Source organism: Bacillus cereus group sp. MYBK195-1 (assembly GCF_051916605.1).
Lineage (GTDB): Bacteria > Bacillota > Bacilli > Bacillales > Bacillaceae_G > Bacillus_A > Bacillus_A cereus.
This window is the reverse complement of sequence record NZ_JBQAGZ010000002.1, coordinates 1,194,479-1,210,362: the sequence shown is the minus strand read 5'-3', so window position 1 is coordinate 1,210,362 and position 15,884 is coordinate 1,194,479. Positions and strand designations below refer to the sequence as shown.

Genomic DNA, 15,884 nt, shown 5'->3' with positions numbered 1-15,884 from the left:
TTGCTCCCGTTATTCCAGTTGGGCCTGTTGCTCCGGTTGCTCCCGTTATTCCAGTTGGGCCTGTTGCTCCGGTTGCTCCCGTTATTCCAGTTGGGCCTGTTGCTCCGGTTGCTCCCGTTATTCCAGTTGGGCCTGTTGCTCCGGTTGGAATATAAATTGGTGGAAGAATCGGAAATGTAGGTCCAATATTTTCTGGTCCTATCATCCCCTTATTCAATGATAATTTGTCATTGCGTTTCAAGTTAATACCTCATTCCACATGTTTTTTAACTCATACATATCATTTAGACCTTATCATTAAAGAATAACTTTATAACTATTCTCTTTTCTTCTCATAATAATTATTACATGTATTAAACATTTTACCGTTGCTATAGCCACTATTATTAATATAATAAATTGATCATTCTATTTAAAAAGTAGTAAATCTATAACATTCTTATTTAAAAAGATGAGGTGATTTATATTCAAGATAATAATGAAATTAGAAAAAAGGAACTAATGTCAATGGCTCTTGACATTATCTTCCCTTACAGGCTTACGGGGCCTACCGGGAATACTGGATCTACTGGAAGTACTGGACCTACCGGAAGTACTGGGCCTACCGGGAGTACTGGATCTACCGGGAGTACTGGGCCTACCGGGAGTACTGGACCTATCGGAAGTACTGGATCTACCGGGAGTACTGGGCCTACCGGAAGTACTGGACCTACCGGGAGTACTGGTTCAATCGTTACAACAAACTCTATGTTCGCTAATAATACATCAGGTGGTTCTGTTTCAGTCGTATTAGGAGGAACAAACATTCCACTTGCAAATAACCAAAGTCTCGGTAATTTTACAGTTAACGCTTCAAATGACGTATTTACAATTCCTGTAACTGGAAGATATCATTTAACCTATCAAGTTAACACGACAACCGCTCTACTTGCTGGAACTAGACTACTATTAAACGCTTCTACGCCAATTCCTGGCTCTATTTTTTCTCCCACTTTATCCACTTCAAATTATAGTAATAACTTAATTACTAATTTAAATGCTGGTAATACAATCTCACTACAATTATTTGGTATATTATCCGTCGTGAATTTAGTTGGAGGCGGATCAACAGGTGCCTCTCTTACAATTATACGAATTGATTAAAAAAATGATTCATTCTTTTTATAATAAACAATCTAAATACTCAATTGATAAATATTACGATAGTGATTAAGTAATAAAAATAAATTTTACTATATCCATAGTAGAAAACATCTATACTAAATTTTCCGTATATATATTATCAATTTACACTCACCCATGTCGATGTTACATTAAAGATGAAGATTGTTTCTTCTTTACAGACCATCTCAATATGTATTTGAGGAACATCTCCAATCCTATACGCGAGAGCAATACTATATTGACACTCAATTGAGTGTCTTTTTTTATATTCAAAAAATAAAAATCAGACTACTTTATATACTAATCCATCCACATACCCTATGTGGTTTAAAACTTTTAAGAGGAAACCTTCTAACAATAGGTTTCCTTCCATATCATATTAAATAAGAAGCAGGTTAAATACGGAGGTGATTTTGATTAAGACTACTTTAATTTCTCATTTTTACAATGAAGAATATTTACTTCCATGGTGGTTAATGCACCATACAAAGGTATTTGATCATGGCATTCTTATTAATCGTGGATCCACTGATCGTTCAGTTGAAATCTGTAAAACATTCGCTCCTAATTGGGAAATACGAAACTCAAAATCACTCGAATTTGATGCTTATTTAGTTGATCAAGAGGTTATGGAAATTGAAAGAGAAATTACAGGATGGAAAATGGTATTGAATACGACAGAATTCCTGTGCTGTTATAATAAAGAACAATTTTTTAAATCACTTAGCACTATGGGCGGCAATATGTTTTCAATAAGAATGATTATGATGATTGATGAACCGACTTATGGCTACACTAATCCAAGATATAGTTCTCCGCTTGTTAAACAACGTTATCACGGCATAATAATTCAACCTAATCCAAATCAACTATATCTTAACGGTAGATTAATTCACAATAATTCGCACGGGAACTATAGAGTCGGGAGACATGGTTCGCATTATCCTTATAGCATTTACATGGAACCTGCTTTTATTTTTAAATTTTTTTACAGTCCATGGAACGATCCAATGAAAAAACGAAAATTACAAATTGGGCCGACTCTTTCTCAACATAGTGTACGACGTGGATTAGGTTCTCATCACTTAACAACAATTGAAAAATTAGAAAAAAAATACAAATACTATGCAACCTTAACTACGGATCTCCGGTTATTCCCAGAATACCAAATTATATTTCCTGATCTTTGTCCTTAATGTCATGAATATTTAGTTTCGACATCTATCCGTTTTTTATTAACATACCAACTCCAACTAAATACTTTTCTCTAGTAGAAACCTGAGCTAGAACTCTTGCTGCACGCAAATTCCTCTTATTTAATCTCGTATCACTAGCCTATGATCTTTCATACCATTTCATTAAGCACTTGATGTTGGATCAGAAATAAAAAATGGTAATTCATTTGGAAAATTTTCAAATTCAGATTATATACCTTCTAAAACAAAGAATTCAAACAATAGAACCTAAACTAATGTTTTAAGTTATGGCTTTATTTTTTTATTATTCACTTTAAAATCTTTTTATAATAATATCGAAAAATACGGTATAATATAAATTACTGTTCTTTAGGAGGATTACAATGGCTGATAAGTATAAATTTTTCATTCTCATTGTTACCGCATTTTTTTCATTCTTTTCTTTAATAAAAGATTTTCGCAACACTTCAAAAAGTTTCTTTTGGGGTAGTTTTATCATTCTTACAAGCTTCATGATACTATTAATACATGCTCTAGATTTAACTCAAATACTTTTTTATCCAAAGCAAATTGCGCTTGAATTTATTACAATACCACGGAAATTATTTTTACCATCTGTCACTGAGACCGCCAGTCTCCCTCCAACACTAAGATAATAATTTGATTAAGAGCTCTTTCTAAAAGAGCTCTCTTTTTTTACATAAACATACCATATACAAAATCCAACCTTAACCACTTAATTACTTATAAGAACCTAACTTATAAAACGCATAATAATTATACTTATTTACTAGTATACAAGCCGTATCTCTTAATAGAAGCACAGCATATTATACGATACAGGACAAAACTTTCAAAACACTTGTCCGAGTTAATTTTCAAAAAGGGGTGAACATAAATGCCTATCGTTAAACCTTTTATAGCTGGAAGACGATTTGTAAGTACAGCAGCAACAGGAACTGCTGCTGGAGCAGATTTAACTTTTGCTAACACAGACTTCACTGATGACACTGGTGCTGTAACAACATTCCCTGCTTCTTATGCCTTTTTAACACTTTATATTAATGGTGTTATTCAAACAGGTGATACTATTACTGGTGTGACTACTACAGCTGCTACTATTGTAGGAGGAGCAGTCCTAGATGGAGGCACTCCTATCGCAATTGAATTTACTATAACGTAACTTTAGTTGTCTTTTTAGAGGTTTCATTAAAAGAAACCTCTAATTTTAAAAATTTACATCAATTTTAGTAGCAACTACATAATACAAGTGCATATACTAAATAGAATAATAGAAATTTATACTCACTCTCAAAAAGAGCACTTATCTATAGTGATCTTTTATATAGCACAATATTTTTTCGCCTATTTGCTCTTGGAGAACCTACTAAGCAGTTAGCTAAATTAGCTAACTGCTTTTTCGATATTGTATTTATTATTCATAGCTCTATCCATAATAGTAACGCTTGTGCACTATCTACTATAAATTTTCATATATTGTATTATGCTTGTCCAAAATGTGAAGTTAATACTCACACAATCTAAATACAAGAAAGGAGTGAAAATATGCGCTCATCCATTCGTAAATTCACTAATTTTAATTGTGAAGCACAAGCACCTAGTACACTACCTGCCCTAGGTTTTGCCTTCAATGCTACTTCACCTCAATTTGCAACATTATTTACACCACTACTATTACCTAGTACAGGACCAAATCCTAACATTACTGTCCCTGTAATCAATGATACAATTAGTACTGGAACTGGTATTAAAATTCAAGTAGCTGGTATTTATCAAATTAGCTATACATTAACGATTAGTCTTGATAACGTTCCAGTAGCCCCAGAAGCAGCACGCTTTTTCTTGACATTAAATTCATCGACTAATGTTATTGCAGGATCCGGAACCGCAGTCCGTTCTAATATTATCGGAACTGGTGAAGTCGATGTATCAAGTGGCGTCATTCTAATTAACTTAAACCCAGGTGATTTAATTCAAATTGTCCCCGTTGAAGTAATAGGTACAGTAGATATTCGTTCTGCAGCGTTAACAGTTGCGCAAATTCGTTAATAAAGTGAAGCTTTAATCATTGGGGGTTAGTTCATCCTCCATGATTATTAGTCCTCACCAATTGGGTTGCCCGTTAATGCGGGATAAAAACAAAAGACTTGGCTAACTAACATTTAATGTTCCTTATACACACTAAAATATATTTTTATAGATTTGACACACATTTATATCAAACAAGCATATTTTATTGTATGTTGACTATATAGTCATACAAATCTAAAGCGTTCATAAAAGCACACTTATATGTGTGCTTTATTTTTAATTAAAACCTACAACATTCTCAAACAATATCCATATATTATCTTGATTCCTCTCTAAATATATAGTTTGTCTCAGAGCGCTTTTAACAGCCCTCTTTTTATTTAATTTTAAAGTTCGATTTTATGCTTTACGTTATACACATGCTATACTACTTTTGAAACAAGATATACATCTAAAGACTGCAAGTGAACACTTCTGTCATAAAGATATGTTCATAATATTAAATCGCTATTCACATGTTTTACCTGAAATGCAGGCGGATGCTGTTAAACTATGTATTGAAAGACCATTAGAATAATATTTACAAATATAAAAAAATGCGGTTTCTCCTCTCAAGAGAAACCGCAACATATCAATGCTTTTACTATATTTTAAACTGGCTCGTATACAAATCAAAGTAGAATCCTTTATCTTCCATGAGAGATTCATGATTCCCTCTTTCTAAAATTCTTCCATCCTTTATAACAAGGATTTGATCTGCTTTTTCAATTGTTTTAAGTCGATGAGCAATCACAAAACTTGTGCGACCTCTCATTAAATTATTTAGTCCTGCTTGTATTTGTAATTCTGTTCTTGTGTCAATATTAGATGTCGCTTCATCTAGAATTAATATATCTGCATCTGCTAAAATTGCTCGTGCAATCGCAAGAAGTTGTTTTTGCCCTTGACTTAAATTCGATCCTTCTGAAGCAATTTCTGTTTCATATTGATTTGGCAAATGCTTAATAAAAGAATGTGCAGATGCTGCCTTAGCTGCAGTGATAACTTCTTCATCAGTAGCATCTAAGCGTCCATAACGGATATTATCCATAATCGAACCAGCAAATAAATACGTATCCTGTAAAACTACTCCTATTTTACTTCGTAAAGAATTAATATCATAATCATTTATATCTTTTTCATCAATATGAATTTGTCCTTGCTGTATATCGTAAAAGCGAGTTAACAAATTAATGATTGTTGTTTTCCCTGATCCAGTCGGACCAACTAAAGCAATTGTCTCTCCTGGCTGCGCTTTAAGACTCACTTCTTTTAAAATCGTTTTATTCTCTGCATAGCCAAATGAAACATTCTCAAGTGCAACATGCCCTTGTAAATTTTGTACAACAAATGCGTCTTTTTTATTTTGAATTTCTGGTACCTCATCCATAATCTCAAAAACACGTTCTCCACCAGCAACTGCCGCTTGAATTGTATTCATTAAAGTCGCAAATTGACTTAACGGTCTTGAGAATTGACGAGAATAATTAATAAAAGCCGCAATAACACCTACTGTTGTCATTCCGTTTAAGACCATAACTGATCCAGTCCCAATGACAAGCCCCATACCTAAGTTATTAATAAAGTTCATACTTGGAAAAATAAAAGCTGAAAATGTATCAGCCTTCGTAGCTGAAACTCTTAGCTGTTCATTAATTTTATTGAAATTTTGTACAGTTTCTTTTTCTTTTCCGTACAACGTCGTAACATCCGCACCTGTAATTGCTTCCTCAATAAATCCATTTAATTCACCTAAATCTTTTTGACGCTTCGCAAAGTTTTTACCACTATATGCAACTAGTTTTTTTGTAACGTAAAACATAATAGGTACTGTAATTAAAGTTACAATTGCTAAAATCCAATTTAAGGCGAACATCGCAATCGTTACACCTATAAAAGTTAGCGCTGATGAAATAATTTGTACAACACTTTGTGTCAAAGCTTGGTTCAAATTATCTATATCATTTGTCACACGGCTCATTAAATCACCTTGAGAACGCACATCAAAGAACCGTAAAGAAAGCGTTTGGATTTTCTCAAAAATATCTTGTCGTATTTTTTGAATTGTTTTTAATGCAACGTTAATCATGACAAATGTTTGTAACCATGTTAAAAGTACAGTTACACCGTAAATCGCGATAAGTAACATACACATTCTTGCTGTACCACTTAAATCTTTCGGTACAATATATTGATCTATAATGACTCCCATAAAATAGGGACCTAATAATCCAAGTAAAGTAGTAACAACGACTAGAAATATAACAAACATTAGAGCAGCTTTTTGATAGCCCATATATTTCCATATCCGCATTACAGTTCCTTGGGCATTTTTAGCTTTTCCCATCTTTGGTGTGTTTCGTCCACCTTTATTAGCAAATTGCCCTTGAAAATTACGCATGTTCTTCCCCACCTTCTTTATGCAAATTACCACCTTGGGAAAGATAAATTTCCTGATAAACCTCACTTCGTTCTAACAATTGTTCATGTGTACCATTGCCAACTAATTCACCATTATCTAATACAAGTATTTTATCCGCATCCATTATGGAAGAAATTTTGGACGCGATTAATAAAGTCGTTGTGCCTTTATATTTTGTTTTTAAAGCTGTTTGAATAGTAGCCTCTGATTTTGCATCAACTGCTGATGTAGAATCATCTAATATGAGAATCGGTGGTTTTCTCACAAGTGCCCTTGCAATTGATACACGTTGTTTTTGTCCACCTGATAGATTTGTCGCACCTTGTGTTAAATTATATTGATAAGATTCTTCCAGCTTATTAATAAACTCAGTCGCACAAGCTGATGCAGCTGCTACTTCCAGCTCATCATGTGTTGCATTTTCTTTACCATAACGTAAATTCTCTTCTATACTACCTGAGAACAACAAAGCCTTCTGAGGTACAAACCCTATTGAAGCACGGAGTTTTTGCAAATCATATGTTTTAACATCTATTCCATCTATACATATTTCACCTTGATCCACATCATATAGACGTGGTAACAGTTTCGCTAAGGTAGATTTACCACTTCCAGTTGATCCAATAATCCCTACTTTTTCACCTTTTTGTATGCTAAACGAAATATCTTTTAAAACGTATTCATTATTTTTCGTATAGCTATAACTAACATTTTTAAATTCGATATTCCCCTCGATTTTCTCAGGTTCGATTGCATTCGCTTCGCTTATAATATCAACCTCGGTATTTAACACTTGCTGTACACGATCCGCAGATGGAAAAGCTCGCGCAATTTGAATAAATACCATGCTAATCGACATAAGTGACATTAAAATGATATTCAAGTAATTAATAAATGCCAAAATCGCTCCTACTTGAAGCGTTCCATTGAATACTTTTTCTCCACCAATCCATAATGTTGCGACAATCCCGCCACTTACAACTAGCATAATGATTGGCATCATTAAAGAAATAAGTTGCACAGCTCGAATATTTATCTTCGTTAAATTTGTATTTACACTTCCAAATTGAGCGATTTCATATTTTTGTCTTACATACGCTTTTATAACACGTACACCAGATAAATTTTCTTGTAACTTTGTATTCACTTTGTCCAATGCCTCTTGCACCTTTTTAAATGTACCACTTGCTTTGCTTGCAATTAAAATAATCGCAAGTAATAAAATCGGAACAACTACAAGTAATATTGGAAATAACTCTCTTGCTGTTACAAAAACAATAATTATACTTCCCATAAATAACAGCGGACCACGAACGAGAACACGTAATGTCATTGTCATTGCTGATTGAATGGAAGTGATATCATTCGTCACGATCGTTAATAATTTACCTGTTCCAAATGAATCACGATTATTACTAGAAAATGTTTCTATTTTCGCAAACACATCTTTTCGTATGTCAGTAGCGAAATTAACAGCTGCTTTTGTAGAATATATCATACACCCAAGCCCTCCAACTAAACCGAGTGCTGCTGCTCCTATCATAAGAAGCCCCATTTTTATTACATAATTTAAATCCCGATTTGCAATCCCAACATCAATGATATGTTGCATAATAGTCGGTTGAATTAAGTCCATCGCAACCTCAAGTACCATAAATAGCGGTCCAATAATAGCGAAGAACATGTATGGTTTTAAATACTGTAATAACTTACGAAATGATTTCATACATAATCTCCTTTTCCCATGAAATTACCACTGAATAATTCATATCCCTCCTTATTTAAGTGATATTTTTTGTAATTTCTTCATTACTTTTATTATATTATGCAAATTAATATTTAACATTATTAAATGATAAGTATTAATGACTTTCTGGTCAATAAATGTGCTTTATATTATGTAAATACAAAAACCGCATTCTTAATGAAAAGAATACGGTTTTTTCATCTATATTTCTTCAATTGTAAAATTTAAAAACTCAGTCTCAAATCCCTTATTTTTAGAAGGACTACACGTGTAAAAACCTATTTTAATAGGCCCATTCCCTATATCCTCCATTAAATGAGCGATTCTTATTTGTTCCCATTGATGGTTCTTTTTCACATATATTGTATAATCACCGCGTTTTCGAATAATTCGAAAACGAAGTTGTTGCTTAGCTGCTTCAGTTGGATAATCTTGCGTTGACCAGTCAGAATATCCATTATTCGTTACGACAGCACCTAAGTGAGATGGCCCTTCAGGGATATATTCTAAAGATGTTTTTAGCCAACAGTTCTCTGAAATCATAACAAAAAGACCTGCTTGATCGAATTTTGAATTTGGATTCATACGTAACTGAACTTCAGCTTGAAAGTCTGTCATCATCTCATTATAAAATACATGACCATTCATTACTTCAAAACCATAATGTGTTTTAAGCCAAAAATCGGTTTCTGCTTTCGAACGGACAATAAACGCATGATTATCATTAATTTTATAGTATTCAGGTACATTCATTATAGTGAGTTGCTCAATACGTTCTGGTATATACGATATATTCATAGCGCCTCCATAATAAAGCATTTATATAGACATTTAAAACTCCGCTAATACTGGAAATTTATAACCTTTAAAATCTAACTCTTTATCACTTCGAACCATTAAATACTTGCTAGACTGTAATTCTGTAAACTGTACATCCTCAACCCCTAATTGATCCGGAGAAAAATAAAATTCGATTTCCGTAAACCTTTCATTGATTTCTCCACATAATTCATCTAAAACCGGAAGTACTGGCGCAAATACTCCAAATAATTTCAACTTTTCATTGTCTACTTCATAAACGATTAAAGCATCTAGTTTCTCTGAATAATACAATTTCTCATTCCATTCCGAATCATACATATTCAAATAAAATGAAGGATGGAAGTTTAAAGTTGAAAAACTATTTGAAAGTCTTTGGCTACTATCAATAGTTTCATGTATTAACTGTCTATTCTCTATATTATAGAAATCTAACTTTTTAAGTAGTGAATCGTTATTATTAATATTTTTATCATATGGTATAGTCATCAAATATTCCTGCACAACTTTAAATCCAAATGCTGTATATAGTTCAGGTTTTTCCGTAAACAATAATGCACATTCACATTTCTTATCGATTTCTTCTATCATTTTACTCATTAATTGTGTCATTAGCCCTTGTCTACGGAAATTAGGGTGTGTCATTACTGATTGAATACCCGCCGCATTTATTTTTTCACCATTAATTAATAATGGGAGTGAAAATGCCGCAACATTTGCAATCACTTTATCTTCTTGTAAAAATGATAAAGCTTTATATGTATCATCCCAATATCCTTTATCCGAAAAATCATTCAATGTTTGAGTTGTAATTCCCAACACTTCTTCAAATAAAGGAAATAACTGCTCTCTTTTCGGTTCTTCTATTAGAAGACTTGCCAATTTTTCAACATTCCCCATGTTGTACCTCCAAATGTTAAATTCCATTAAATTAGATATACTTATATGACCTACTCTTAAAAATAGAGGTCTTACCAATCAATATACTATCATAAAACATAAAAAAAAAGTCTAATTAATTTTATGTTTCGACTATTTGAAAATAAGTCGAATAAAAAAATATTAAGATTTTTGGATATTAATTAGTTTATTTTATAAAAATAGCGCTTTCTAATTAGCTTTTACTAATAGAAATACACTATTTATAATAAAATATTTTTATTCTTTTATCCCTTCAAGTCTTTCCTTCGTATTAATTTCTTCTCCACTTATACGCTTTTCAAAAGACTTTCTCCAACTATTTGAAAGTGCATTTACTTCTAATATCCTTTTTACCCCTTCAATATTTTGTTTTTCCTTATGCATGATACGGTTAGCGAATGCTACTGAAACACCTTTTGGATCAGACTGTAGTCTTTTTAAGGTGTCGACTGATGATACCCATCCTTCTTTTAATACACGAAAATAAAATCCTGTATATCCTGTTTCTTGAAAATATAGTGGTAACTTTGGAATATTATATTTTTTTGCTAATTTAAAACAAGGTTGCCTTGGTTGTGTTACCTGTACGATTGCCTGTCCTAGCTCAAACGTATCACCAATACAAACATCCTCTTCGCTCATACCACTAACTGTTATATTTTCTCCGAAAGCCCCATATACAAGATCTTGATTCAATTCTTTTTCCCAGTATGGATAGTGATCACCAGTATAAACACAAACTGCTTTATCTACTCCTCCATGATGAACTAAGTCAGCTTGTCCATCCCCATTAAATTTTACAAAGGATAAATATACCGGTTCCTTTACTTGTTTCTTATTTATGCCTGTATGAATTACCTTTCCGCCGTATGTAACCTCTTTTGGTAATCCTATATTTAAAGATAATAATTGATATTCATTAGCCATTCTATTTCCTCCTTTAAAGGTGTTACATGTATTTTCTCTCAATTAATTTTTACAACCCTCTCTGTTATATAAAGATGATTATAAAACCTCTAGAATCATTGTTCAATTCAATTATTTATATAATAATGATAGGTATAACCTATTATTATACTTGAGGTGATTCCAATCGAATTACGACAACTTGAATACTTTTTAGCTGTTTCAAAAGAATTACATTTCACAAAAGCAGCTGAGAAATTAAATATTTCACAGCCTTCTCTAAGTCAACAAATACGTGCATTAGAGCATGAAGTAGGAATGCCACTTTTCGATCGAATCGGTAAAAAAATATCTTTAACTGAAGCAGGGAAGATTTTATTATCACATAGTAAAACCATTTTTCATGAAGTCGAACAAGCTCGTTCAGCTATTCAAGACCTAAACGGATTACAGCAAGGTTCCTTAACAATAGGGGCTTTGTTAACCGTCGTAAATTATTTACTACCACTAACTATTTTAAATTTCAATAATTTATATCCCAATATAGAGCTTTCTGTATTAGGGCTTCGCACAGGAGATATTCGTGAAAAATTATTACAAAACGAACTAGATATTGGAATTACATTTCTCCCGGTGCAAGATAAAGAGATTATCTCTATCCCTCTATACAAAAGCGATCTTACATTAGTCGTGCCCACTGGTCATCGAATAGCTGAACGTAATCATGTATCTATTGCTGAATTACAGAACTATCCTTTAATTCTTTTACCTAAAAATTTCTTTTTAACCGAACTAATTACATCTCATTGTCAAAAATTCAACTTTAAACCAAGACCAATTTTAGAAATTAGCACGATGGAATCTTTAATCCAAATGGTTTCCAAAGGAATGGGAATTACAGTGTTACCCAAACCATATATAGACTTTTTACAAAATAATAACATTCAAGCTATTAAAATAGAAAACCCTACTCCAACAATTGAAATAGGGTTAATTTATAGAAAAGATAAATATATGTGTGCTGCAACTCAAGAATTTATTGAACAACTAAAAAGCACAGTACGTTCTTTCCAAAACTAAAAAAAAGAGATTATCCTATGAAACCGTTTCACAACGATCTAGTAGAATAATCTCTTTTCAAAACAAAGTAAACATTATATTAAACTCTTATAGATTTTAATGTACCTTTTTAGATATTGGAATATATTTAGTAAAATATGCACCAACTAGCAATAATACAATTGAAAATAACCAAGTAAAAGCACCGCCAAAGTGAAACCAATATGCAAACATATTTAAAATTGCGAGTGAAAAGAAGCAAATAGAAGTTAACGCACTTTTCAATCCTTTTATCCCGGTTTTTTTTCTCTTTTGATAAGCAATATACATCCCAATGACAAGAAAAAAGATAAGAATAAATGGTAACATAACTTTTAGCATTGGTAATCCCTCCAGTGTAAATGCACTCTCTTCATTATCAGCTTATCTCATTTATCTTTTAGGCATCAATTCATTCTTATCTTCCCTCCAAAAGTCAGTATAAGTTTTATTTTTAAAGTTCACGTTCACCTCAGAAAACGGCATACTTCCTCCAACTTTCAATGAGTACCAGTCGTTTAAAAGTGGTGATCCGAAACAAATCTTCATTGTACGATCATGTAAATCGAATAATACAGAATGTAAAGTTCCAAACCATTCTTCATAGTTATGTACAGTCAGTCCATCAGGATATTCTTCTTCTACTAACTTTTTTAAAGACTCTATGCTCACTTGTTCATATCCATTTAAATGCTCATGTAAAATATGATATCTCTTTGTAGATTGTTCTAATTTCCTATTATTTAATTTCTGAATTGATGAACTAACTGCATGGTTTGTTGATACAATAAAAGCTTGGTTGTCACCATCAATCGTTGTTGTGGATTTATGACCGTCAAATATTTCAATATGTGCTGCGTTTAAAGGATCAGCTACTATTAAATTAATATTACTAGCAATTGGTATTTCTTCTATTAGTGATTTAGCTTCCTGCACATTTTTACATTTCTCCAACAACAATCGAATTACCGCAAAACACTGTAAACCATTTACCATTGGCTTTCTTAAACCTGCAATGTTTCCTACTGGTTGACCACATGCTGAAAATGTAACAGATAATCCATGTTCGTTAACCCCTTCTGTTCGACCAAAATATTGAGTAGAAAAGCCACTATGTGCATACGCACCTTCAACATGCGTCGAGCAAAAACGCATATCATCTATTACTGGTGACAAATCATAATTTCTTAATACATAAGTGTGAGTTGAATCTGTCTTTTTAGGTAATACTGCACAATGACTACAACCTGCTTTCAATAGTGTTTGATAGTAATACATCATATTTTTTGAAGGAATTTTTAACACTTCACAAAAACCTTCAATTTCTTCATTAATTCCAGAACAATATTGATTTAATATATTTCTAGATTCTGTCCAATGGTTATGCGATATTAAGTTTTCTTGCTCTATAAATTGCGGAATAAGATAAGAATGTTGTTTCACAAATTCACCTTGTTGCTTACCAATTTCATAATGACTTCCTTTGAGCGATGAAAAATACCCCTTTACTTGATACATCAAATTCCCCCTCTTATTAAACATATCCATATCGTACCAAATGAATCCCATTCATTCTTGATGTTTTTTACTACCTTACCTTAACTCCATGCCACTTAAAAACCTCCACTAATAATTATTTTTTTGTTAATATTGCTACAGAAGCTTTATTTCAAAATAAAATAGTTTAATATCAAATGAGCAAAATACTATATTGAACTTACTCGTAAGCAATCATCTAATTTTTGAGATTAAGAAACTTATTTATCAAAGCAAAAGGAGAATTTATGTATGAGCAATTGCAAACCAATTGATGAATTAACTATTGAAGACCTAAAACAAAACCCCATTTGGGAATGGGCAATAGATGAAGAGGAAAACGAAGAACATGACGAAACATGGGTAAAACCAGCAGCAACTACTAATTTTACAGAGGAGCTAAACGGTTCAATCGTACTAGGCGAACTATTCTTACATAATGGTGAAAAATTCCCTATGATGTGTGAAATTGACATTGAAAATAACGAGGCAGTAATTCGTTCTGTTGTTTATTATAACGAAGCAGAAAATGAGTATATTGCTATAGAAGATATTGTGAAAACGGTCGAAATGCCGTTATCGATTATTATTAACCTAACAATTCATGCAGAATCCAAAACCTTACGCTTCACTGCACATAAAGTAGATATTTATAAAAATTCAATAACGACTAATTTAAATTAAAGTTGGGCGAAATAAAGAAAACAATTATTAAATAAAGTAAAGCTTTAATCAGTGGGGGTCTTACTGCCCAGCAAATAGCGGGATAAAAACCGGAAAATGATTATCGATTCCCCGGTTTTTCAAACTAGATTAAAGTATTCCCTTTTCTACTAAAGTCTCTGCGATTTGAACTGAATTCCAAGCCGCACCTTTTAATAGGTTATCAGAAACAATCCAGAGGTGGAATCCGTTTGGCATATCAGGATCTTTACGTATTCTTCCGACAAATGTATCTATTTTCCCTTCTGCATATAATGGCATTGGATACAGCTGTTTACTAGGGTTATCCTGCAAAATAACACCTGGTGCATCCATTAATACTTCCTTAATTTCCGTAACGGTTGCTTCTTTTTCCAGTTCTATATAAACTGATTCTGAATGCCCTGATACAACTGGAACACGTACACAAGTAGCTGCCATTTTCAGGTTTTCATCTTCTAATATTTTCTTCGTTTCTTGAATCATTTTTACTTCTTCAAAAGTAAAATCATTGTCTGTAAATATATCTACTTGAGGCAGTACATTAAACGCTATTGGGTAATGTTTTTTATCTTTTTTCGCCGGTAATATATTACTTTTCACTTCTTCACCAGCAAGCATAGACTTAGCCTGCTCTTGTAATTCATGAATCGCATGAATGCCAGAACCCGATACGGCTTGATATGTTGAAACGATAATTCTTTCTAAACCGAATGATTTTCGAATCGGCTGAAGTGCTGTTACCATCTGTAATGCTGAACAATTTGGAACTGCAATGATACCTTTATGCTGCTTTAAAGTATGCGCATTCACTTCCGGAACAACGAGCGGTACACCTTGTGCCATTCGGTACTCACTTGTGTTATCAATTACAATCGCACCACTAGAAACTGCATGAGTTACAAATTGTCTAGATACTTCTCCCCCAGCGCTAAAAAAGGCAATATCTACACCTTCAAAGCTAGTTGTTTTTGCCTCTTTTATAATTATCTCTCGTCCTTTGAATCTTACTTTCTTACCAGCGGATCGTTTTGACGAAAGCAATGTAACTTCAACTATATTAAACTTCATTTCATTCTCTAACAGTTCAATAATTTTTTGCCCTACCGCACCTGTAGCCCCAACAACAGCTACATGATAGCCCTTTTTTTTCATCTTTTCTCCTCCAATATCACCTAAATGAATATTTCTACAATTTCATTTTATACAGAATTTAATCATTTGGAAAATTAAAATACATGATATAATCATTCACAAATCATGATAATAAAAGAGGGATCGC

General features: G+C 32.7%; 16 protein-coding genes. 7 read left to right on the top strand and 9 right to left on the bottom strand.

Annotated elements, in window-relative coordinates; all coding sequences use genetic code 11:
- A partial coding sequence (locus ACTFRY_RS15895; protein ID WP_336820297.1) for an exosporium leader peptide-containing protein occupies window positions 1-241 on the bottom strand: 241 nt, incomplete at its 3' end.
- 215 nt (window positions 242-456) lie between these two features.
- Between ACTFRY_RS15895 and ACTFRY_RS15890 the strand changes: the two genes are divergently transcribed.
- The 5 genes from ACTFRY_RS15890 (at window position 457) to exsF (ending at window position 4,430) form a co-directional block, all read left to right on the top strand.
- A complete protein-coding gene (locus tag ACTFRY_RS15890; RefSeq protein WP_098616772.1) occupies window positions 457-1,143 on the top strand; it encodes a BclA C-terminal domain-containing protein in 687 nt (228 codons plus the stop codon).
- A gap of 434 nt (window positions 1,144-1,577) precedes the next feature.
- Window positions 1,578-2,360, top strand: a complete 783-nt coding sequence (locus tag ACTFRY_RS15885; RefSeq protein WP_141541478.1) for a glycosyltransferase family 2 protein — start codon at window positions 1,578-1,580, stop codon at window positions 2,358-2,360.
- Between the two features lie 383 nt (window positions 2,361-2,743).
- A complete protein-coding gene (locus ACTFRY_RS15880) occupies window positions 2,744-3,016 on the top strand; it encodes a hypothetical protein (protein ID WP_098616770.1) in 273 nt (90 codons plus the stop codon).
- 242 nt (window positions 3,017-3,258) lie between these two features.
- Window positions 3,259-3,543 (top strand): DUF4183 domain-containing protein, encoded by a 285-nt coding sequence (locus ACTFRY_RS15875; protein WP_001123247.1) that lies wholly within the window; start codon window positions 3,259-3,261, stop codon window positions 3,541-3,543.
- Between the two features lie 383 nt (window positions 3,544-3,926).
- Entirely contained in the window at window positions 3,927-4,430 is a 504-nt protein-coding gene (exsF, locus tag ACTFRY_RS15870; RefSeq protein ID WP_001257881.1) for an exosporium protein ExsF, read from the top strand.
- A 625-nt stretch (window positions 4,431-5,055) separates the two neighbouring features.
- On the opposite strand, the gene ACTFRY_RS15865 is transcribed toward exsF, so the two are convergent.
- From ACTFRY_RS15865 to ACTFRY_RS15845, 5 genes are all read right to left on the bottom strand, one after another.
- On the bottom strand, window positions 5,056-6,852 hold the full coding sequence (locus ACTFRY_RS15865) for an ABC transporter ATP-binding protein (protein ID WP_098616768.1): 1,797 nt from the start codon (window positions 6,850-6,852) through the stop codon (window positions 5,056-5,058).
- Window positions 6,845-8,599, bottom strand: a complete 1,755-nt coding sequence (locus ACTFRY_RS15860) for an ABC transporter ATP-binding protein (protein ID WP_000834760.1) — start codon at window positions 8,597-8,599, stop codon at window positions 6,845-6,847. The genes ACTFRY_RS15865 and ACTFRY_RS15860 overlap by 8 nt, the downstream gene beginning before the upstream one ends.
- Window positions 8,600-8,821: 222 nt before the next feature.
- Window positions 8,822-9,418 carry a DUF1349 domain-containing protein gene (locus tag ACTFRY_RS15855; protein WP_001027680.1) on the bottom strand — a complete coding sequence of 199 codons (597 nt, stop codon included), beginning with the start codon at window positions 9,416-9,418 and terminating at the stop codon, window positions 8,822-8,824.
- Window positions 9,419-9,451: 33 nt separating this feature from the next.
- Window positions 9,452-10,339: a GNAT family N-acetyltransferase gene (locus tag ACTFRY_RS15850; protein WP_000528679.1), complete on the bottom strand. Its 888-nt coding sequence runs from the start codon at window positions 10,337-10,339 to the stop codon at window positions 9,452-9,454.
- A 258-nt stretch (window positions 10,340-10,597) separates the two neighbouring features.
- Window positions 10,598-11,287, bottom strand: coding sequence for an MOSC domain-containing protein (locus tag ACTFRY_RS15845; protein WP_001262998.1), 690 nt, complete (start codon window positions 11,285-11,287; stop codon window positions 10,598-10,600).
- Between the two features lie 156 nt (window positions 11,288-11,443).
- On the opposite strand from ACTFRY_RS15845, the gene ACTFRY_RS15840 reads away from it, so the two are divergent.
- On the top strand, window positions 11,444-12,346 hold the full coding sequence (locus ACTFRY_RS15840; protein WP_000612235.1) for a LysR family transcriptional regulator: 903 nt from the start codon (window positions 11,444-11,446) through the stop codon (window positions 12,344-12,346).
- Between the two features lie 96 nt (window positions 12,347-12,442).
- Here the strand turns inward: ACTFRY_RS15840 and ACTFRY_RS15835 are convergent, their stop codons facing one another.
- A complete protein-coding gene (locus tag ACTFRY_RS15835; protein ID WP_136986238.1) occupies window positions 12,443-12,706 on the bottom strand; it encodes a hypothetical protein in 264 nt (87 codons plus the stop codon).
- Between the two features lie 51 nt (window positions 12,707-12,757).
- A complete protein-coding gene (locus ACTFRY_RS15830; protein ID WP_000285221.1) occupies window positions 12,758-13,882 on the bottom strand; it encodes a C45 family autoproteolytic acyltransferase/hydolase in 1,125 nt (374 codons plus the stop codon).
- Window positions 13,883-14,152: 270 nt separating this feature from the next.
- Here ACTFRY_RS15830 and ACTFRY_RS15825 point away from each other — a divergent pair, with 270 nt between their 5' ends.
- Window positions 14,153-14,584: a hypothetical protein gene (locus tag ACTFRY_RS15825; protein ID WP_000063764.1), complete on the top strand. Its 432-nt coding sequence runs from the start codon at window positions 14,153-14,155 to the stop codon at window positions 14,582-14,584.
- Between the two features lie 129 nt (window positions 14,585-14,713).
- On the opposite strand, the gene ACTFRY_RS15820 is transcribed toward ACTFRY_RS15825, so the two are convergent.
- A complete protein-coding gene (locus tag ACTFRY_RS15820) occupies window positions 14,714-15,757 on the bottom strand; it encodes an aspartate-semialdehyde dehydrogenase (protein WP_000726549.1) in 1,044 nt (347 codons plus the stop codon).
- Window positions 15,758-15,884 lie beyond the last annotated feature (127 nt).